The 18,684-nt window shown below is 43.3% G+C and carries 19 protein-coding genes; 10 read left to right on the top strand and 9 right to left on the bottom strand.

Going from position 1 to position 18,684, the window contains the following annotated elements:
* The first annotated feature begins 115 nt into the window (after positions 1 to 115).
* The 5 genes from zipA to cueR all read left to right on the top strand — a co-directional run bounded on the left by zipA (position 116) and on the right by cueR (position 5,880).
* Positions 116 to 970, top strand: a complete 855-nt coding sequence (gene zipA, locus SNR28_RS21700; protein ID WP_375750832.1) for a cell division protein ZipA — start codon at positions 116 to 118, stop codon at positions 968 to 970.
* 141 nt (positions 971 to 1,111) lie between these two features.
* Positions 1,112 to 3,133, top strand: a complete 2,022-nt coding sequence (gene ligA, locus SNR28_RS21695) for an NAD-dependent DNA ligase LigA (RefSeq protein WP_375750831.1) — start codon at positions 1,112 to 1,114, stop codon at positions 3,131 to 3,133.
* 464 nt (positions 3,134 to 3,597) lie between these two features.
* The gene (locus tag SNR28_RS21690) at positions 3,598 to 4,605 is read left to right on the top strand and encodes a porin (protein ID WP_375750830.1); all 1,008 of its coding nucleotides are present in this window, start codon (positions 3,598 to 3,600) and stop codon (positions 4,603 to 4,605) included.
* 84 nt (positions 4,606 to 4,689) lie between these two features.
* Positions 4,690 to 5,457, top strand: coding sequence for a hypothetical protein (locus SNR28_RS21685; RefSeq protein WP_375750829.1), 768 nt, complete (start codon positions 4,690 to 4,692; stop codon positions 5,455 to 5,457).
* Between the two features lie 30 nt (positions 5,458 to 5,487).
* Positions 5,488 to 5,880 (top strand): Cu(I)-responsive transcriptional regulator, encoded by a 393-nt coding sequence (gene cueR, locus SNR28_RS21680; protein ID WP_375754141.1) that lies wholly within the window; start codon positions 5,488 to 5,490, stop codon positions 5,878 to 5,880.
* Between the two features lie 38 nt (positions 5,881 to 5,918).
* Here the strand turns inward: cueR and SNR28_RS21675 are convergent, their stop codons facing one another.
* From SNR28_RS21675 to SNR28_RS21645, 7 genes are all read right to left on the bottom strand, one after another.
* Positions 5,919 to 7,154 (bottom strand): ABC transporter substrate-binding protein, encoded by a 1,236-nt coding sequence (locus SNR28_RS21675; RefSeq protein WP_375750828.1) that lies wholly within the window; start codon positions 7,152 to 7,154, stop codon positions 5,919 to 5,921.
* 13 nt (positions 7,155 to 7,167) lie between these two features.
* Positions 7,168 to 9,165 carry a methyl-accepting chemotaxis protein gene (locus SNR28_RS21670; protein WP_375750827.1) on the bottom strand — a complete coding sequence of 666 codons (1,998 nt, stop codon included), beginning with the start codon at positions 9,163 to 9,165 and terminating at the stop codon, positions 7,168 to 7,170.
* Between the two features lie 322 nt (positions 9,166 to 9,487).
* Positions 9,488 to 9,940, bottom strand: coding sequence for an NfeD family protein (locus SNR28_RS21665; protein ID WP_375750826.1), 453 nt, complete (start codon positions 9,938 to 9,940; stop codon positions 9,488 to 9,490).
* Positions 9,941 to 9,943: 3 nt separating this feature from the next.
* Complete coding sequence (locus SNR28_RS21660) at positions 9,944 to 10,873, bottom strand: SPFH domain-containing protein (protein ID WP_375750825.1); 930 nt, start codon at positions 10,871 to 10,873, stop codon at positions 9,944 to 9,946.
* Positions 10,874 to 11,017: 144 nt separating this feature from the next.
* The gene (locus SNR28_RS21655) at positions 11,018 to 11,872 is read right to left on the bottom strand and encodes a co-chaperone YbbN (RefSeq protein WP_375750824.1); all 855 of its coding nucleotides are present in this window, start codon (positions 11,870 to 11,872) and stop codon (positions 11,018 to 11,020) included.
* Between the two features lie 322 nt (positions 11,873 to 12,194).
* On the bottom strand, positions 12,195 to 13,022 hold the full coding sequence (locus SNR28_RS21650) for an SDR family oxidoreductase (RefSeq protein ID WP_375750823.1): 828 nt from the start codon (positions 13,020 to 13,022) through the stop codon (positions 12,195 to 12,197).
* A gap of 1 nt (position 13,023) precedes the next feature.
* A complete protein-coding gene (locus tag SNR28_RS21645; RefSeq protein ID WP_375750821.1) occupies positions 13,024 to 13,932 on the bottom strand; it encodes a TIGR01777 family oxidoreductase in 909 nt (302 codons plus the stop codon).
* Between the two features lie 270 nt (positions 13,933 to 14,202).
* Between SNR28_RS21645 and SNR28_RS21640 the strand changes: the two genes are divergently transcribed.
* The 5 genes from SNR28_RS21640 to yfcE all read left to right on the top strand — a co-directional run bounded on the left by SNR28_RS21640 (position 14,203) and on the right by yfcE (position 17,085).
* Entirely contained in the window at positions 14,203 to 14,937 is a 735-nt protein-coding gene (locus SNR28_RS21640) for a DUF1538 family protein (protein WP_375750819.1), read from the top strand.
* Positions 14,934 to 15,728 (top strand): DUF1538 domain-containing protein, encoded by a 795-nt coding sequence (locus SNR28_RS21635; RefSeq protein ID WP_375750817.1) that lies wholly within the window; start codon positions 14,934 to 14,936, stop codon positions 15,726 to 15,728. Before SNR28_RS21640 ends, SNR28_RS21635 begins: the two co-directional genes overlap by 4 nt.
* Positions 15,718 to 16,068: a P-II family nitrogen regulator gene (locus tag SNR28_RS21630; protein WP_375750815.1), complete on the top strand. Its 351-nt coding sequence runs from the start codon at positions 15,718 to 15,720 to the stop codon at positions 16,066 to 16,068. Before SNR28_RS21635 ends, SNR28_RS21630 begins: the two co-directional genes overlap by 11 nt.
* On the top strand, positions 16,065 to 16,466 hold the full coding sequence (locus SNR28_RS21625) for a CBS domain-containing protein (RefSeq protein ID WP_375750813.1): 402 nt from the start codon (positions 16,065 to 16,067) through the stop codon (positions 16,464 to 16,466). The genes SNR28_RS21630 and SNR28_RS21625 overlap by 4 nt, the downstream gene beginning before the upstream one ends.
* A 73-nt stretch (positions 16,467 to 16,539) precedes the next feature.
* Entirely contained in the window at positions 16,540 to 17,085 is a 546-nt protein-coding gene (gene yfcE, locus SNR28_RS21620; RefSeq protein ID WP_375750811.1) for a phosphodiesterase, read from the top strand.
* 68 nt (positions 17,086 to 17,153) lie between these two features.
* On the opposite strand, the gene SNR28_RS21615 is transcribed toward yfcE, so the two are convergent.
* Positions 17,154 to 17,678 (bottom strand): regulatory protein ToxS, encoded by a 525-nt coding sequence (locus SNR28_RS21615; RefSeq protein WP_375750809.1) that lies wholly within the window; start codon positions 17,676 to 17,678, stop codon positions 17,154 to 17,156.
* A 14-nt stretch (positions 17,679 to 17,692) separates the two neighbouring features.
* The gene (locus SNR28_RS21610; protein WP_375750807.1) at positions 17,693 to 18,535 is read right to left on the bottom strand and encodes a transcriptional regulator; all 843 of its coding nucleotides are present in this window, start codon (positions 18,533 to 18,535) and stop codon (positions 17,693 to 17,695) included.
* Positions 18,536 to 18,684: the final 149 nt, after the last annotated feature.

Raw genomic sequence — 18,684 nt, 5'->3', positions numbered from 1 at the left:
ACATCTTGCATTAATTTGTTCAAAAACTTCATAGAGTTTTGGTAAAGTACGTTGATTAGCTAATAAAAATAATGTTCAGCGTCTGATAATGCTGAATCTATATGAGAAGTGAATAATGCAGGAATTGCGATTAGTACTCATTGTTGTAGGCGGCTTGGCCATTCTGGCACTTTTGATTCATGGTTTATGGTCAAACAAAAAGGAAGGCAAATCTAAGTTTGGTTCTAAAGCGGTAGAATCAGAAAATGAAATGCTAAATGAGGCTCAGCAGGGCGCAGCGGATGACGACTACGAGATCATTCGAAAGCCGAAGAGAGAGCCTAGCTTCGGAGCAAAACCAACTTTTGATGATGACCCTTTAGTAGACCCTCTTGATTCACATCAACAGCTTGACGATCAATATATCGATGACGAGTTGCCAACAGTTAATATGGCTACGGATAGTGGCTCGGAAGAGATGCCTCTGGCAAGTGATCCTGAAGTGCAAGAGTCTTCAGACGCAGAAAGCTCTGAACCGTTAGAGCCGCAAGAAGCTCAGCAAGAAGAACCGGAAATGGAGGTGCTTGTACTTAACGTGCATACCTCGGGTGACGTTCCTTTTGTAGGTACTAAGCTGTTCGACAGTATGGAACAGAATGGCTTAAAGTATGGAGAAATGGACATATTCCACCGTCACAATGACCTCTCGGGAGCTGGAAAGGTTTTGTTTAGTGTCGCTAATATGATGCAACCAGGGACGCTGAAACACGATGACCCGGATACTTTTACCACTATGGGTATTTCATTCTTTATGACACTTCCTTGTTTTGGGGAAGCCGATCAGAACTTTAAGCTGATGCTTAGAACTGCGCAGCAGATAGCAGATGATTTGGGTGGCAATGTTTTAGATGACCAGCGTAACCTTATGACACCAGATCGCCTCGCAGATTACCGCTCCCAAATTAGAGCGTTTAATGAAAGAACAAAATAACGCCAGATAAGCAGACAATTTGTTTAGCAAGGGCTCCTCTAGCAAGGAGCCCTTGAAGTTTTTGCTAATTAGTATTTATATAGCTGTCACTAGTCCTACATACTTAGGCTACAGCTGAATCCAGAATAAAAGTGTATCGATATGTCTATAACTGCTAAAGAGAAAATCAGTCAACTCCGTGAGTCCATTCATTACCATGGAGTAAAGTACTACGTAGAAGATAATCCGGAAATTCCTGATGCTGAGTATGATCGCCTGATGCGTGAGCTTTTAGAACTTGAAGCAGAGCATCCTGAGCTGGTAACGATAGACTCCCCGAGCCAAAGGGTTGGTGGTGCACCACTAGAGGGCTTTACTCAGGTTGCTCATGAAATTCCGATGCTATCACTGGACAATGCATTTAGTGATGAAGAGCTGGAAGCATTTCAGAAAAGAGCACAAGATCGTCTAATTGGCAGTCAAATATCCCAATATTGTTGCGAACCTAAGCTAGATGGTTTGGCGGTAAGTTTACTGTATGAGAATGGTACACTTGTCCAGGCAGCGACACGTGGTGATGGCTCTACTGGTGAGAATATCACTGAAAATGTCCGCACGATTAAAGCTATTCCCTTAAAACTTCAGGGTGATGACTGGCCACAACGTATTGAGGTACGTGGTGAAGTATTTATGCCTAAAGCTGGATTCGACAAGTTGAACGATAATGCTCGCAAGGCAGGACAAAAAGTATTTGCTAACCCACGAAATGCCGCTGCGGGAAGTTTGCGACAGCTTGACTCAAGAATCACCGCTTCTCGTCCGTTGAGCTTTTACGCATATAGTGTCGGTGTTGTTGAAGGTGCAGAACTGCCAGAAAGCCATTACAACAGGTTCTTGCAGCTCAAGCGTTGGGGTTTACCAATGTGCCCTGAAACCAAGAGAGTCGATTCTTTAACTGATGTGAAGGCGTACTACCAGGATATTTTAAATCGTCGCGATGACTTGGCCTACGAAATCGATGGGGTTGTTATCAAAGTTGACGATATTGAGATTCAGGAAGCGCTTGGGTTTGTTGCACGAGCTCCTCGCTGGGCGATTGCATACAAGTTCCCGGCGCAGGAAGAAATTACAGTGCTTAATGATGTTGAGTTTCAGGTTGGTAGAACCGGTGCAATAACACCTGTTGCTAAGCTTGAGCCTGTTTTTGTCGGTGGGGTGACTGTTAGCAATGCTACCTTGCATAATGCAGATGAAATTGAGCGATTAGGAGTAAAAATCGGTGATACGGTAGTGATCAGGCGTGCTGGTGACGTGATCCCACAAATTACCGGAGTAGTTTTAGACCGTCGTACTGAAGCTGCAAAAGAGATTATTTTCCCTACAGCATGCCCAGTTTGTGAATCTGAAGTTGAACGAGTAGAAGGTGAAGCGGTTACCCGTTGCTCCGGTGGTCTGGTATGTCAGGCTCAGCGAAAAGAAGCACTAAAACACTTTGTATCGCGTAAAGCATTGGATGTGGACGGGTTAGGTGTCAAAGTTATTGAGCAGCTAGTCGACAAAGAGATGGTTGAAACGCCAGCGGATCTGTTCAAGCTTTCTCCGGGTGTGTTAACTGCGCTTGAACGTATGGGACCTAAATCTGCACAAAATGTTGTGGATGCATTACAGAAGTCCAAACAAACCACGTTACCACGCTTCTTATATTCTCTTGGGATTCGTGAAGTAGGGGAGGCAACCGCTGCTAACCTTGCTCAGCATTTCAAAACGCTGGATAACATCAAATCCGCCAACCTGGAACAGCTGGTTAAAGTTCAAGATGTGGGTGAGATTGTAGCAAGTCACGTCGTACATTTCTTTCATCAGGAAAAGAACCAGCATGTTGTTCAGGACCTTATTGATCAGGGAGTAAGTTGGGCCGACTTAGAGGAAGTACCCGAAGAAACGCCTCAGCCTTTGGCTGGTAAGACGGTCGTATTAACGGGCTCTTTGTCTCAGCTAAGGCGAAGTGATGCCAAAGCAGCGCTACAAGCACTTGGCGCAAAGGTAACGGGTAGCGTGTCTAAAAAAACAGACATTCTGTTTGCTGGTGAAGCTGCAGGCTCAAAACTCGCAAAAGCTCAAGATTTAGGTATCGAAGTGCGAGACGAACAAGCATTGGTAGACTTAATTATCTCCGTTAATTAATTTAGATATTTATTCCAAAAAAGCACTCTTTTTTTAGAGTGCTTTTTTTATTTCTGTAAAAAATGGTGGTTTGTAAAACTGCGAATCATCTCAAATTTGTTATATAAGTATAACTTTTCTTGCCAGTTACATTTTCTTTAGATCTAAATAACCCATATAAAACAATGCATAAAGTATAAATTAGTGGGATTTATGTTAAGTAATTGCAATATTTTATAAGTGAATGTGATTTAGATCTCTGTTCTGTAAAAACTTTGCTGCTCTTCAAGTTTTTATAAAAGAAAGACATTTTTTTATTGGATATTTTATATCGCGAATTTAGTCTTTATTACATACCAGCGTCCGGTAATGCTAAATTTTTTGAAGGTTATTATCGGTGGTATTAAAAATAGTTTTCTCTCTACGGCGGCCAACTAAAGAGAGATAACGCTAAAAACAGCTATGTAATTTTTTAGGAGTTTTCCATGGAAAAAATGTTTCAGCGCACCTTAATTGGTGCAGCAGTGGCGATGGCGTCAACCGGGGCTTTTGCAAAGCAGGTAGGTGTCAACTCAGATTTTGATGTAGAAGTATACGGTGTTGCAGCAATTTCTGCTTTTTATCAGGAAGATAGCACTGGATATGATTATGAAAACGAGTCGAGAATTGGCTTTCGTGCAAACAAAGACATGTTCGATAACGTAAACGTATTTATGCAAATCGAATCTGGTTATGTTGGTGACGACGGTACAAACGGAAAGCTAGGTGCTCGTGATACCTTCATTGGTCTTGGCGGTGACTGGGGTAAAGTACGTTTTGGTCGTATGCTGACACCGCTATATGAAATCGTTGACTGGCCATATTCAAACCCTGGTTTAGGTCGAGTGTTTGACTGGGGTGGCGACGTTAAAGCTCATTATGATCGTAAAGGCGACATTGCTCGCTATGATTCTCCTGCATTTGGTGGCCTGACATTCAGTCTTTCTACAGGCCGAGGTGATACTGGCACAGATGGCTCTAATCATTTCGGTGGCTCTCTACACTATAACGTTGCAGATGTTGTTACGTTACATGGTGGTTTTGAGTCTAACTCTAAACACGATGGTTCTGATATTGATTCAACGGCTTATATCGCAGGTTTTGAACTTCCTTTGCCTGGAGGTTTTGGTTTAGCTGGTGCGTATAAGTATAACAAAGGTGAGTTCAAGCGTGCTGCTGGTCAAGAAGCAGAGCAAGGACAGTACTCATTAATCGGTCAGTACTGGAATGGTCCTTGGGGCTTCAAACTAGGCTACGCGTTTAACGAAGAGTCAGAAGTGAAAGGCGTTAAGCAGAACGATGATGAATCAATCATTTCTGGTCAGTTGATGTATGTACACAACGGTTTTGTACCTTACTTACGTGTAGGTTCCCACAACGCGTACAATGACGGTACAGCGGGTAAAGATGATGACAAAATGTTTGTACGTGTAGGTATAGAGTACGGTTTCTAAACAATTTTTAACACTCTGCCTTGTATTTGACGCTGGTAAGGTGCCAGCGTCTTTCTTATTTTATCTCTATGAGGTTTTTCGCTTATGCTTCGAGTTCTGGCTATTGTTTCTGCACTATTCATTACAGGGTGTTCCACTCTGGATTCGAGCAGTAATTTTGATGATGCTATTGCTGCCGTTAACTCCAAAGGCAAATATAAACAAGTCGTTGCTAAGACGTTGTCTCCTGAATCAACAACAATCAAAGGCTCGAACCTTGTTGATTCGAAGCTCACTCTTATCGGGAGTTACTCTGAAAGTGATTTCAAAGCACCAAGCTCACATATCAAGTTAGACATCACGACGTTCAAGTCTTATTCAGAGTATAAAACCGTGAGATACCAGGGTGAGTTAGTTGAGGTTAACACCTATGCTCCCGCATCAGAAACTTGTTCAGAACACTGTACCAGCAAGTACTATCTGTCTATTCCCGTTGAGAATGAAATTCTAAACAATGTTGATCACAGTGGGCTGACATTTGAGTTGGAAAGTGCAAGTAAAGACTCTGTGTTTAGTTTCAACATTCCCAAAGGTTACATAGATGCTGTAACGAGCTATTTCAATCAGAAGGTTTCAGTTCAAAAAGCAAAAGAAGCAAAAATATCCAAACCAGTAGAAATGGTTGAATACTGGTATCAGGAATCCTCTGCTGAGAGTCAATCAAGATTTACTCAGTGGGCATTTGATAACCGGATTGAGGTTGTAGAACCATTTTCTACTCAGAGCAAAGAAGAAGAGATGATGGTGTATTGGTTTGAAAAAGCATCCGTTGAGGAAAGAAAACAAATTTTGTCCTGGTTGGTAGTACAATAGACGGAAATGGCATCAAGTTTAAAGTTAACTATGAATATCAGTCAGATCGCGAAAATCACCAGTTTGTCCGCTAAATCGATCCGTTTGTACGAAAGCAAAGGCATAATCAGTGCGCCTTTGCGTTCAGAAAATGGTTATCGGAATTACAATCAACAACATATCGATGAGTTGATGATTGTTGGCAGAGCAAAGCGTGCCGGTTTTTCGCTGGACGAATGTAAAGCTCTGGTTGAACTCGCTAAAGATAGTGAACGAACAAGCGCTGAAGTGAAGCAAAAAGCACAACATAAACTTGCCGAAGTAAACGTAAAGCTGGCTGAGTTACACCAGATAAAATCTCAGCTTGAAAAATGGATTTCTGAATGCCCGGGGAACTCTGAATCTAACTGCCCTATCATCGATGATCTAAAAGGAGGAAGCTGAACAACCAGTTTCCTCTTATTCCATTTATAACTTTGAACCTACTTTAAGAACTCAACACTATCTGCCATTAGCTGTGCGGCTTGATCGGCCGTCATATCTGAGTTCATAAACTCTCCAACAACCATATAAATCGCTTTCTGAACTTCAGCGGGTACCATATGGTTATGAGCGATACTGCCTACCATTCGATCTTCTTTTACTGCGGCTTTTAGGTCGGCCATCGACTTCTTGGCGCAAGCATCGAAGTTGGCATCGCTCACCTCCATATTTGGGGGTACCGATCCCTTGACCTGATTGAACTTAGCCTGAAAGCCAGGGTCCATGATAGCTTTAGCCATGGCATACTGAGCTTGTTGCTTCTCTTGTGCTACGTTAAACATACCAAACTGGTCTGAGTTAAAAATAAAGCTGCCTTCGGTACCAGGATATTGGAAACAGAGGAAGTCTTGATCAGGTACTTTACCGTTATTGATAAACTCACCTTTTGCCCAGTCTCCCATGATTTGCATCGCAGCATTGCCTTGGATGACCATCTCGGTTGCCTTGTTCCAGTCACGACCTGGATAACCACTATCTACAAGAGAACGAATTTCGCGGAGCTGTTCAAAGGCTTGCGCCATTTTCGCGCTCTTTAACGTGTTGTAGTCTAGGTCTTGAAAGGCTTTACGGTAGAAGTCTACACCGCCAGCACTCAGTGCCGCACTGTCAAATATCGTGACTTCTTGCCAGGTTTGCCCACCTCCGGCAAACGCAATGTAACCATACTCATCGATGGTTCGAGCCGCTTTGATTAGCTCATCAAAAGTAGTCGGAATATCCAGGCCAAGTTCATCAAAAATACGCTTGTTTGCCCAAACCCAATTGGTTCTGTGAATACCTACAGGCGATGCAATCCATTGTCCTTCGTGTTTGGAAAATTGCTGCAATGCTGGTGGTACCTTGGAGTCCCAGTTACCGGCTTGAGCAACATTATTCAGGTTCGCCATTACACCTTCTTCACCCCAGGCGTAGAGTGTGGTGCCTCCCATTTGCACTGCAGTAGGAGGATTGCCAAATGCAGCGCGTACGCGTAGGTAGTTTTGAGCATTAGCACCAGCGGCCCCAGCAACTTTAAGATCTTGCCACTCAACCCCTTCCTCTTTAAGGTTCTTTTTTAACACTTCGACAGCTGCGGCTTCGCCCCCAGATGACCAGCCGTGCAATACTTCCACTGTTGAACTTGCTTGTGCCAATCCAGCAGAAGCCAAACTTAATACCAGTAATAACTTTTTCATTAAATTCAACCCTCTACATCTTGAACTGTTTGGTCATCGTGGCTTGTTCTTCGGAAAGTGCCATTAGCTCATCAAATGTATTGCTGTTACCTCTTGAAAGCTGATGAACTTCTTCCGCTGAATCTGAGATGGAGACAATACTTTGAGTTATCTCTCTGGAAACGTGCGATTGCTCCTGTGCGGCAGACGCAATTTGTTCACTGAGGTGAGTCATAGACTCGATAGCACCGGATATAGTCGCCAGAGACTGAGCGGCTTCATTTGAATTACTGACGACATCATTAGCGGTTTGGCTGTTTTTCTTCATGATCTCGACAGAGCTGGCAGTGATTTTTTGCAAGGACTCGATCATTCGATATATTTCTTCGGTAGAGCTTTGAGTTTTGCTTGCTAGATTTCGAACTTCATCTGCTACGACTGCAAATCCACGTCCCTGATCACCAGCACGTGCGGCTTCGATGGCTGCGTTCAGAGCTAACAAGTTGGTTTGTTCTGCGATACCAGTAATCACTCCCAAGATGCTTTCAATGTTTTCAGACTCGACTTTCATTTGTTCGATCGTTGCCGCAGCTTCACTGATATCCTGATCGAGAGCCTGAATTGAATCTATCGACTTGTCCATCTGTGACTGACCCGTTGATGCGAGGTCTTTTATGGTCAGAATCTCCCCAAGAGAAGAGTCTGCGTTGCGAGCAACTTCTGACGCTGCAGATTCCATTTCTGTTACTGCTGTCGCAACGGAGTCAGTCTGAACTTTTTGTTCCTGAAGCATACGTTCAGATTGCTGTGTCGCGTTTCTTGCTCCTTCTGTCGACTGAGCCAGAGTTGATGAGCTTTGCTTGATTTTGGCCAGCAGACCACCGAGTTTCTTCGCTAGGTCGTTGATACCTTCTCCTATTTGACCAAACTCATCTTTACTTACCAGATCAATATTTTGGTTTAAGTCGCCTTCACTCATCTCTTTCAATGCAACAGTAATGTTTTTGAGTGGTTTTTTAATGCTACGTATCTGAGTCAGTACGATAACAACACTTACTGCTATGGCTATTAAGAAGAGACTTGCAGTCATAGTTAGCGTTTGTGCGGAAGACTGCTCCACTTGCTCGTTTGTTTGTTTAACTAACGCATCTATAGAGCCGGACAGTTCACTTAGCTGGTTTGCTCCACTGTTGATAAGATTACCCATCTCCGACAAGTTTTGGCTTATCTGTTCGTTGAGCTCTACCAATCTTACCTGTAACGAAAGGTAGCCATTTTCAGATTCAACAGAGAAGTTAAGGAAGTCAGAAAAAGGTTTCAGCTTTTCAGCGGAAGCTGGTGCCATTGACTCCAGTTTTTTAATTCGTTCTATCGTTTTTTCACTGTCTTTGGATAACCTTTCTCTGATATTGCTTAACAGCTGTAGGTTCTCAATATTGTTCACCCCACCGAGTGTGGTTTGTGCCAAAGTCAGGCTGTCAGCGATGATGGAAACCGCAAAGTTTTCTACTAACCCCAGGTTGCTAGCCAGCAGTACCGCTGCATCTCTTTCATCTGCGAACGTAATCCATCTCGCCGTATAGTTTTGAATTTCTGAGCGGGATATATCTTTTGTTTTTATCAGATCATTCCTTGCTGCAATTTGTTTTTGTCCCAGAGCGATTGCAGATTCGAGCGTAGCATCGGCATTGTCCAGCAACCTCGCTGATTGCCCCTGATCTTTTAGCGATATTTTTAACCGATCTCTATACTCGCGATATTGGCTGACCGAAGAATTGAACTCGTTCTCCAGTTGGTTTCGCTGATTAAGCGTGATTGCACTGGCGTGTTGGGATACAGCTTTGTTGGCATTTTGTGCAAAAATCGCAAGTTGATAACTGTTTTGTACTATAGGTACCAGCACCTCTGCTGTTTCTTCGTAGGCACTGGATGCCTGCCGTTGAGCAAAAAAACTGGCAACCGCTAGTAGTGTCATAAGTACAACTACCACCGAGAAACCCAAAATGGTTCGGCTGATTACGGTTAGGTTCACAGGTTAGTCCCTCTTGTCGTTTTTATTTAAGCCTATACGGATGTAAAAATATTGCGTATGTATGACCTAAAAATTCTCTTTCGTATGCGTTCTAATGTGAAGGGGTTCAAGCAATGTGTTGCTCTAAACTGATAGAAAGCGTAACAAGGGGGATCTGCTCTAAGAACAGCAATAATGTTATGTTTACTGGACTGGTGTAATGAGAAAGCAAAAACATGACACTTATCTTGCAGCTATGTTTTTCTGAATGAATGTAACCTTGCTACAAGATAAGTAATTGTAATGAGTGGATTGTCAGTTGTGTTTTAATAAATTTCTTGGGTTAATCTTCTGGCTCGATTGTTAACACTATCCCGTCTACATCAACGACTTTGACTAAGGTTCCCGCTGGTATATCGACATGACACTTGGCCGACCAGGTCGTATCACCAATGCGAACACGGCAGTTGCCTCTGAGAACATCTTCATCAACTCGGGTAGTTTTACCTATCATCTGTTTTTCCCTTTGGTTTAGCAGGCTGTTTTTCTCAGCATTGGTATCTTTCTTATGCTGGTAACGCCACCACAACCAAGTTGTAAACAAAGAGAAGCACGCAAAACTGACCCACTGAAGTTGCCAGCCTAGCGGGATAACAGTAAGGATTAAACCGACGACAATTGCAGATATACCTAACCACAAAAAGTAACCAGCAGTACCAAGTAGTTCGCCTGAAAGGAGTAGCAACCCAAAGGCAAGCCAATGCCAATGGTTAACTTGTTCTAATAGTTCAATCAAAACTTATCCCTGCTTTTTATCTGATGTCTGGTCTTTGAACATCTCTGCGATACCGGCAACTGAACCCATCAGTCCAGCAGCATCAAGCGGTAGCATAATAATCTTACCGTTTTCTGCCTGCCCGATAGATTTTAATGCATCAGTATATCCTTGGGCGATAAAGTAATTCACTGCTTGCATATCACCTTTGGCGATAGCATTTGAAACCATTTCTGTTGCTTTGGCTTCTGCTTCAGCCTGACGTTCCCTTGCTTCTGCCTGCAGAATAGCAGATTGCTTTTCACCTTCGGCTTTAAGAATTTCAGATTGCTTTTGACCTTCAGCTCTAAGGATTTCGGCTTGTCGCACACCTTCAGCCTCTAACACTTCAGCACGTTTGTTTCGTTCGGCTTTCATCTGGGCGTTCATCGCTGCAGTTAGATCTGAAGGTGGTTGTACGTCTTTAATTTCTATACGAGTGACCTTCACGCCCCAAGGGTTTGTAGCTTCATCTACGATAGACAGCAGTTTTGTATTGATCATGTCACGCTGGCTGAGCATTTCGTCCAGTTCCATCGAGCCCAATACCGTACGAATGTTAGTGAGTGTCAGGTTGCGAATGGCATGTTCTAAGTCGTTAACTTCATACGCGGCTTTAGAAGCATCAACGACCTGGACAAAACACACTGCATCGATGACAACGTTAGCGTTATCTTTTGAAATGACTTCTTGTGCCGGAATGTCCAGAACACGTTCCATCATATTGATTCTGGAACCGATGCGATCGATAAATGGAATAATCAGGTTCAGGCCGGGTTTCAGTGTTTGTGTGTAACGACCAAATCTTTCGACGGTCCAGTTGTTTCCTTGAGGGACTGTTTTGACACCAGCTGCAATAAATGCAACGGCAACAAAGATAAAAATACCAATCGTAATCAGTGTATCAATAGCCATAAGACGTTCCTTCAACTTATTGAAATATATTATAGTTAGGACATAAGGATTGTTGATCAGTTCCTGAGAACAGGCAAAAAAAAGCAGCGCCAATTAGAATTTAATTGGAGCTGCGTATCATTTTGTATACTGAATACTAACGGGCTAGTAGAGCAGTGAATATAGCTGTCGGCGATATTTTCCTGCTATTGGATTACCCTGACCAAGTGCGGTTAGTATATCCATAAACGACTTTTTGAGTTCCCCATCCAGCGCATTTAAGTCTTTGCGCAGATAGCCCCAAAGCAGCTCAAGCGCTTCTTCGCTTCTGCCTGTCTGGTGATATTGCAGTGCCAGTTCACTTGCCACTTCTGCATTCTCTGGCTCAGCGTTAAGTTTTGCTTCTAAAGCCTGAATTTCCGGGCTGTCTTTTGCTTGCTCGTGAAGCTCTAGTTTGGCTACCAATCCCTTATAGTAGTTGTCTTGATATTCGAGCGGGATGTTATCCAGAAGTAGTTTAGCTGCTTCAAACTGCTGAGTTTCAAGTAAGCAGTCAGCTTTAATCAGTTTCACTTCCGCCTTATTAGAGAACTCTTCTGATATGCCTTCTAAAAGAGCTAGAGCCTCAGCGTGGAAACCCTCTTTTAGTTTTGTGTGCGCTGCATTGAATGTTAACTCATCCTGGCTAGGGAGATGTTTGGTCAACATTTCAGTAATAGCTTCAACAGTTTGAGGTCCGCCTAATCCGTCTACCGGCTGACCATTGGAAAATAGTGCAATTGTTGGTAGTGCCTGAACACCAAACTGACCGGCAATCATCTGCTCTTGTTCGCAGTTGAGCAATGCCAGGGTAAATGCTCCCGCATATTGTTGAGCGAGTGTCTGAAGTTGAGGGATAACATCTGAGCTTTCAGGAACCGCTGGAGCCCAAAAGTGAATCAGGACGGGCTTTTCCATAGAGCTTTCCAGCACTGGACGGAAGTTTTGTTCATTTAACTCAACGATGAACTCAGGCTGCATTTGATTTTCCTTATAAAATTCGGTTCTCTTACTAAATAAGGACGAATGAGGAAATAATCAAGTAGAAACAAAAAATGCTCCGAATAAAGGAGCATTTTATGTTGGTGTTATAGCCACACTAAAAATATAAGCGCAACACATACACCAATCCAGTTCAGTTGGTTTAATGTCATCTTACTTTCCGAGTTACGCATTTCCTCAAGTGAGCTCGGTAGTATCGACCTTCTTGAGACTGTTGGGGGATAGCAACGACGGCATACTAATAGATGAATATGATCGTTTGATTACAATACACACAATAATTAGAAAAACCTTCACCGGGTCAGGCTGCTTTGCGTAAAATTGAATCTAACCAGCGCTCTGGAAGCACTCTTTTCAAAACTGAGAACACTTTTGTGGGTGTGGTTACCCGGTACCTCAACTTAGGTTTCTTCGATTCGAGGGCATGAATCAGCGGGCTGATGATTGCCTCTGACGGAAGCACAAAGCGGTTTCCTGACTTTTCATTCCCCAGCCTTTTTAGTTGTAATTCATACTCTTCTCTGTGTGCACTCGATTCAACATCGATCCATTGTTGGAACTTTGTCAAAGCGTTGGCCCGAAACTGGCTTTCGATAGGTCCTGGCTCTATCAAACTCACCTTGATCTCAGTTTCATGAAGTTCAAGTCTGAGTGTATCTGTCCAACCTTCCAAGGCAAACTTTGAGGCGTTGTATGCTCCTCGGTATTTCATCGCGGCAAAACCCAAAACCGAGCTATTTTGGATAATACGTCCAAAACCTTGCTTTCTCATGTGCGGCAGTATTTCGCAAACCAACTGATGCCACCCAAAAAAGTTGGATTCAAACTGTTCTTTAAGTGCCTGAACAGGTAAATCTTCTAACGCTCCGGTTTGGCCATAGGCGCCATTGTTAAATAGCGCATAAATGTTTCCATGAGAGATGTGAACGGCTTCGTTTGTTGCTTGGCTAATGCTTTCTGAACAAGCCAAGTCCAACTGAATACAGGTTAACCCTTCATTTTTTAGTCTTTCTACATCCTCTAAATTTCTGCAAGAGGCGATGACTTCGTATCCTTGTTTTTTTAAAGCGTGAGCGCAAGTGTACCCAATACCGGTTGAACAACCGGTAATAAGAACATATTTCTTCATTCTAGTTGTGTTCCATTATGTTTTTAAGAGCGGGCTCTAGTCGTGAGTATGTAAAGTTAAAACCCAGTTCGGTCAGATGTTTTGGTTTAGCTCGGATGCTGTCAAAAAGAAGGCAGCTTGCTTCACCCATAGCGAGGTTAAAGAACCATTTAGGTGTATAGATGAAAACGGGTCTCTTCAGAACCTTACCAAGGGTTTTACTGAAAACGTAGTTGCTTACAGGGTGAGGGGCACAGAAGTTGAACTCCCCTTTTGCATAGGGTGTTTCCAGAAGGTAAATGATTCCCCGAACCATGTCTTGAATATGTATCCAGGGCATATATTGCTTACCCGATCCTAAAATGCTGCCTGCGCCAAACTTAAAAGCGGGTAGCATCATTTTTAGTGCACCTTTATTGCCTAATACAATCCCAGTTCGAAGTAAGCAAACCCTTGTGTCGGTATGCTCTGCTTTTTTTGCAATCGACTCCCACTTTACGCAGGTATGATGTGTGAAACCTTCCTGATGAGTATGCAGACTTTCGTCAAAGGGGTGCTCTTGTTGATCACCATAAATTCCAACTGCTGAACCACTAATAAAGGTTGCTGGTGGCTCGGTACTAGCGTGGAATAGCTCTACCAGTCTTTCTGTAATCTTCCATCGGCTATCACAGATTTTCTTTTTTTGACTCTCTGTCCAGCGTTTGCCAGCGATGGGTTCTCCGGCCAGATTTATTACTGCGTCAAAGCCGTTCAGATCGTGCAGTTCATTAAGAGAGGATATGTACTGTATATTGCCGTTGTCAGCGAAATGCAGAGTTTTTTGGGCTTGTTGAGGGTTACGGGTTAGGAGAAATATTTTATGTGTTATCAGGTGTTTGATCAGCTCTGAACCGATAAACCCTGTGCCTCCCGTTATTAATATCTGCATGTTACCTCCACTTTCCATGTCGATATAAGTATATACCTAAGTCTAAGCCCTAGGATCAGTTGCAAGACAAATTTCATTTAACAGGCCTTTTACTAAGACTATTTGTTAATTGAACGGGGTTAAATGTCTCATTATTGTAAAAAAGCTTAAGCAAATATTACAGCGCGTAAGGTTAATCACAAACTTACCGGATGATATTTGCCACCATAAATGATGTGAATACATGAGCTTAATAGGCGAAGGATACGCTGAAACAGAGGGAGGGAGTGAATGGGAGCATTAGTCGCTTTATTTAAAGCAATGCTTGGTAGTTTAAGAGATCTCTTACCGATCGTCTTTGTGATTGGTTTTTTTCAGCTTGTCGTACTTCAGGAACCTCTTCCTAACATTCTTTCTATTCTTTTCGGTCTCCTGCTGGTTGTATTAGGTCTGACATTTTTTATCTTCGGCTTGGAAATGGGGTTATTCCCTATTGGTGAGTCAATGGCGCAAGCCTTTGCCCGCAAAGGTAGTGTGTTTTGGCTGATCTTGTTTGCATTCTGTCTTGGTTTCGGTACGACAATCGCAGAGCCAGCGTTAACAGCTGTGGCAGCAGAAGCGGCGGAAGTGGCCGCAGAGGGCGGATTAATTCCTCACACCGAAGCAGAAATGGATGATTATGCGAATGGATTGAGGGTAACCGTCGCTCTCTCCGTGGGTATTGCTATTGTATTGGGGGTAATACGAATCCTGAAAGGGTGGCCTATCCATGTGATGATTATTTCTGGCTATATCGGTGTTGTTATCCTTACCTGGTTTGCACCTCAGACAATTATCGGTATTGCATACGATTCAGGAGGGGTAACAACCTCAACCATAACCGTCCCCTTGGTAACAGCATTGGGGGTAGGATTAGCGTCGGCTATCAAAGGGCGTAATCCGATGATTGATGGGTTCGGGTTAATTGCATTTGCCTCACTGTTGCCAATGATGTTCGTTATGGTTTATGGGATGGTGCTGGCATGATTAGTTTTACTCATCTTCTTGATACCTTTCTGGCGACCGTTCGAGATGTGCTTCCTATTGCGACGATTATTTTCGGTTTTCAAATAGCCGTTCTAAAAAAGCCTGTCGCGAATTTAACCAGGGTTTTACTCGGCTTTTTCTATGTAATCTTGGGTTTGTCACTGTTCTTACTTGGTCTTGAGATGGCGTTATTCCCGCTAGGGGAAACGATGGCATCACAGCTGACCGCACCTGAGTTTCTATATCAGTTTAAAGACAGTCTCACAGAATCTCTAAGCTGGATTGATTACTATTGGGTCTACATTTTTGCGTTTGCCATTGGTTTTAGTACCACTATCGCCGAACCTTCGCTTATTGCGGTTGCTATTAAAGCGAATCAGGTATCGGGTGGTGCAATAAGTGTAAATGGTCTACGAATAGCGGTAGCACTGGGTGTTGCAGTTGGTATATCGCTTGGTAGCTATCGCATTGTTGTGGGTGACCCGATTCACTATTACATCATTGTGGGTTACATCGTTGTGGTGATTCAGACCTACTTTGCGCCAAAACTGATCATCCCGCTGGCGTACGACTCAGGTGGTGTCACGACATCAACCGTGACGGTTCCACTGGTGACTGCTTTGGGGTTAGGTTTGGCATCAACGGTTCCTGGAAGAAACCCTGTGATAGACGGTTTTGGACTTATCGCGTTTGCCAGCCTGTTCCCAATTATATCGGTAATGGCATACGCCCAGATAACCCAATGGCTCAATAAAAATTCAACCTCAAAGGAGAGTGAGAATGCGCTTTAAACTAATCCTGGCCTTTGTTGAGGATGCAAAAACAGACGCGGTTATGGATGCTGCCAGGCAAGCTGGCGCGACAGGTGCGACGGTCATTAATAATGCCCGGGGCGAAGGTCTTAAGCAGAAGCGAACGTTTTTTGGGCTAACGCTTGAGGTCCAGAAAGACGTTCTTTTGTTCGTGGTAGAAGAGCATTTGTCGAGGCATATCCTAGAAAAAATCAATCAGGTAGGGGAGTTTGACTCTGCTTCTGGTCAGGGAATAGCAATTCAGATCGATATCGAAGATGCAGTGGGTGTTGCGCATCAGGTCGAAACATTAACAAAAGTGGTAGAGGACGAGCTATGAAACACGAAGTCATTCGGATTCGGGATGTAATGGCAAACACATATGTAATGGTGGACGGGCTGACAACAGTACAAGAAGGGATTCGATTAGCACGGCAACATGTTGTAAAGGCTCTGATTGTCGACAAGCGCAATGCCGATGATGAGTTTGGTATTGTGCTTATGAACGACATCGCGAAAAAGGTGTTGGCACAGAATAAGTCACCAGAGAGAACCAACATCTACGAAATTATGACGAAGCCAGCCCTTTCTGTTTCTCCGGATATGAACGTCAAATACTGTGCGCGTTTATTCGAACGTTTTGGTGTTAGCCGTGCTCCGGTTATTGAAAATGGCAAAGTCATTGGCATGGTGAGTTACAACAACATTGTTGTAAATGGAATGGCATTAGAAAGCTAACTCTTCGATTCGGAATCATGAGTTTTTCCGGGTAAAATGCAAGTCAGGCTTCAATTAGAAATAGGAATTTCGCGTGAAACTCTTTTTTGCGTCTGACTTGCACGGCTGTTTACCTACAACTCAGGAAACGATCAACAAATATAATCAGTCGGGTGCTGAGCACCTTGTCCTTCTCGGCGACATTTTAAACCACGGCCCCCGAAACCCAGTACCTGAAGGCTATCAACCTGCACAGGTCGCCGAGCTACTTAATGAGTATAGAGATCAAATCATCGCTGTTAGGGGTAACTGCGATAGTGAAGTTGATCAGATGCTGCTTGAATTCCCTATGTTGATGGATTCTAGCTGGATCTTATTAGAAGGGGGACAGCGGATTTTTTTGACGCATGGGCACATCTACAATAGTAGCCATCGACCTAGTCTGAGAGAGGGTGATGTTATTGCCCATGGTCATACTCATTTGCCTGTTGCAGAAAAAGATGGTGATCAGTTTATCTATAATCCCGGCTCAGTGACTTTTCCGAAAGGTGGATTTGAAAGAAGTTATGGGTTGTTTGAGCAAGGTAAGTTGAAGGTTGTGACCTTCTCTGGCGAAGTCCTTCGAGAAGTGTCTATTTAGATTGCTTAAGTTCATTAAAAAAGCCTCTGCTTGAGAACAAGCAGAGGCTTTTTCATTTAGTCTTTCAATCAGTTTGAAGACAGAATACGAGAGCCGTGATTTAAACTGGTTAATAGTATTGCACGGCTGTTTACGATATCTACTCTTCTGCTTTGTTCTGCGTCCGCCATAAACAACTGCTTGAACGTTTCCATTTGCTTCTCTGTAAATACGCTTTCATTTGGTGCCGACATATCTTTGAACTCAGCTGGGCTTACCAATAAATAATCATCGGACAGTTCCCATGTGCCAGATTCGGAAATGGTCAGTGAGTTAGATAAAGCTAACTCTCCATCAAACATCTCAACATAAGATACGCGAATATAGTTGCCATTTGGCAGATACTTCACGTTGCTGTTTACCGAGATCTTGGATAGTGGACCAACGCGCTCTCCGGCCTGTTCCTGAATATTTTCAGAAAGGTAAGTCACCATCGTCGATTGCCATTCCCGAGAGGTAAGCACTTGCTCTACTTTTACATCTGAACCCCAATATAGCCATGCACTAAAGACACAGGACAGAGCCAGAATAGTTAACGCTATTTTCTGTTTCATCTTAGCTCTCCTGATTAATTGCATAACTTTTCAAGGTCTTGCTGACTTGCTACCAGTTGAATTGTGACGTTCTCACTGGAGTATGCTTCCGAATGCACAGCATTTAACATGATGTTGTTACGAGGGCCAGCAGTAACAATGATCTCTTCAGGTTTTTGCTCGCCTTTATGATTTTTTATATAAACCGTTGCGCACTGCTTGATTTGAGCTTGCCACGCATCTAGCGGCGGATGACCTTCAGTGGTCATCAAAGGGATCTCTTCTACCGTATCCAGTAGCTTGAATCGCGACTTAGCAGGATCCATAGTCAGGTATACGAGCAACGGCAGAATTACTGCAGCCATGAGGGCTAGCTTCGCAATCAGGTTGGTTTGTTCTTTCTCAGCACTACTGTATTTGGTTGTAGGCTCCTCAATCGCAAGTGTACCTGCACTTTGAATCGTTGGCTGTGCAGAAAGCACCTCAGAAACGATCTGCTCACCTTCGTCTTCTGTGCTTGCCTCTTCAGTTTGTTCTGTCTGAGCAACGCTGGCGATAAACTGGTATCCACGTTTAGGTACGGTTTTGACGAATGCAGGGGATTTGGTCGAATCACCCAACATTTTTCTCAACGTGGAAATAGCCTGAGTAAGGCTAGAGTCATCTACCTGAAAGCCTTGATCGCGCCATACGAACTCGTGCAGCTGATCTCTGCTAATAATCTGATTTGGTCTTTCAGATAGCATCAATAGGATCCTACTCTCATTGCTGCCTAAACGAATAATTTCATTGTCGTTTGTTTGGTCAGTCAGAGAGTTATTGTTGGGATCAAAAACAAATCTTTGTGCAAGTATGTACTTAGTACCGAACTGATTCATTGAAATCTTCTTTTTTAACCCTATATACCTATAACAGTGTGCAACTTAGTAAATGAACTCAACTAATGATTTAGCCGGCTTTACCTTATTTGAGATATTTGCCGAAAGGATAATGGATTGATAAAAAAAATGAATCCATTTTATGTTTA

Source organism: Vibrio iocasae, from assembly GCF_042245395.1.
Classification (GTDB): Bacteria; Pseudomonadota; Gammaproteobacteria; order Enterobacterales; family Vibrionaceae; genus Vibrio; species Vibrio iocasae.
The sequence above is the reverse complement of the archived record's forward strand: the minus strand, read 5'-3'. Positions and strand labels throughout refer to the sequence as shown.

Excerpts from the sequence above, each read along its gene's own strand:
- SNR28_RS21655 (WP_375750824.1), bottom strand. The coding sequence starts at position 11,872 with ATGCAGCCTGAGTTCATCGTTGAGTTAAATGAACAAAACTTCCGTCCA.
- zipA (WP_375750832.1), top strand. The coding sequence starts at position 116 with ATGCAGGAATTGCGATTAGTACTCATTGTTGTAGGCGGCTTGGCCATT.
- ligA (WP_375750831.1), top strand. The coding sequence starts at position 1,112 with ATGTCTATAACTGCTAAAGAGAAAATCAGTCAACTCCGTGAGTCCATT.
- SNR28_RS21625 (WP_375750813.1), top strand. The coding sequence starts at position 16,065 with ATGAAACACGAAGTCATTCGGATTCGGGATGTAATGGCAAACACATAT.
- SNR28_RS21635 (WP_375750817.1), top strand. The coding sequence starts at position 14,934 with ATGATTAGTTTTACTCATCTTCTTGATACCTTTCTGGCGACCGTTCGA.
- SNR28_RS21685 (WP_375750829.1), top strand. The coding sequence starts at position 4,690 with ATGCTTCGAGTTCTGGCTATTGTTTCTGCACTATTCATTACAGGGTGT.
- SNR28_RS21640 (WP_375750819.1), top strand. The coding sequence starts at position 14,203 with ATGGGAGCATTAGTCGCTTTATTTAAAGCAATGCTTGGTAGTTTAAGA.
- SNR28_RS21660 (WP_375750825.1), bottom strand. The coding sequence starts at position 10,873 with ATGGCTATTGATACACTGATTACGATTGGTATTTTTATCTTTGTTGCC.
- SNR28_RS21690 (WP_375750830.1), top strand. The coding sequence starts at position 3,598 with ATGGAAAAAATGTTTCAGCGCACCTTAATTGGTGCAGCAGTGGCGATG.
- SNR28_RS21675 (WP_375750828.1), bottom strand. The coding sequence starts at position 7,154 with ATGAAAAAGTTATTACTGGTATTAAGTTTGGCTTCTGCTGGATTGGCA.
- SNR28_RS21650 (WP_375750823.1), bottom strand. The coding sequence starts at position 13,022 with ATGAAGAAATATGTTCTTATTACCGGTTGTTCAACCGGTATTGGGTAC.
- SNR28_RS21610 (WP_375750807.1), bottom strand. The coding sequence starts at position 18,535 with ATGAATCAGTTCGGTACTAAGTACATACTTGCACAAAGATTTGTTTTT.
- SNR28_RS21615 (WP_375750809.1), bottom strand. The coding sequence starts at position 17,678 with ATGAAACAGAAAATAGCGTTAACTATTCTGGCTCTGTCCTGTGTCTTT.
- SNR28_RS21630 (WP_375750815.1), top strand. The coding sequence starts at position 15,718 with ATGCGCTTTAAACTAATCCTGGCCTTTGTTGAGGATGCAAAAACAGAC.
- SNR28_RS21645 (WP_375750821.1), bottom strand. The coding sequence starts at position 13,932 with ATGCAGATATTAATAACGGGAGGCACAGGGTTTATCGGTTCAGAGCTG.
- cueR (WP_375754141.1), top strand. The coding sequence starts at position 5,488 with ATGAATATCAGTCAGATCGCGAAAATCACCAGTTTGTCCGCTAAATCG.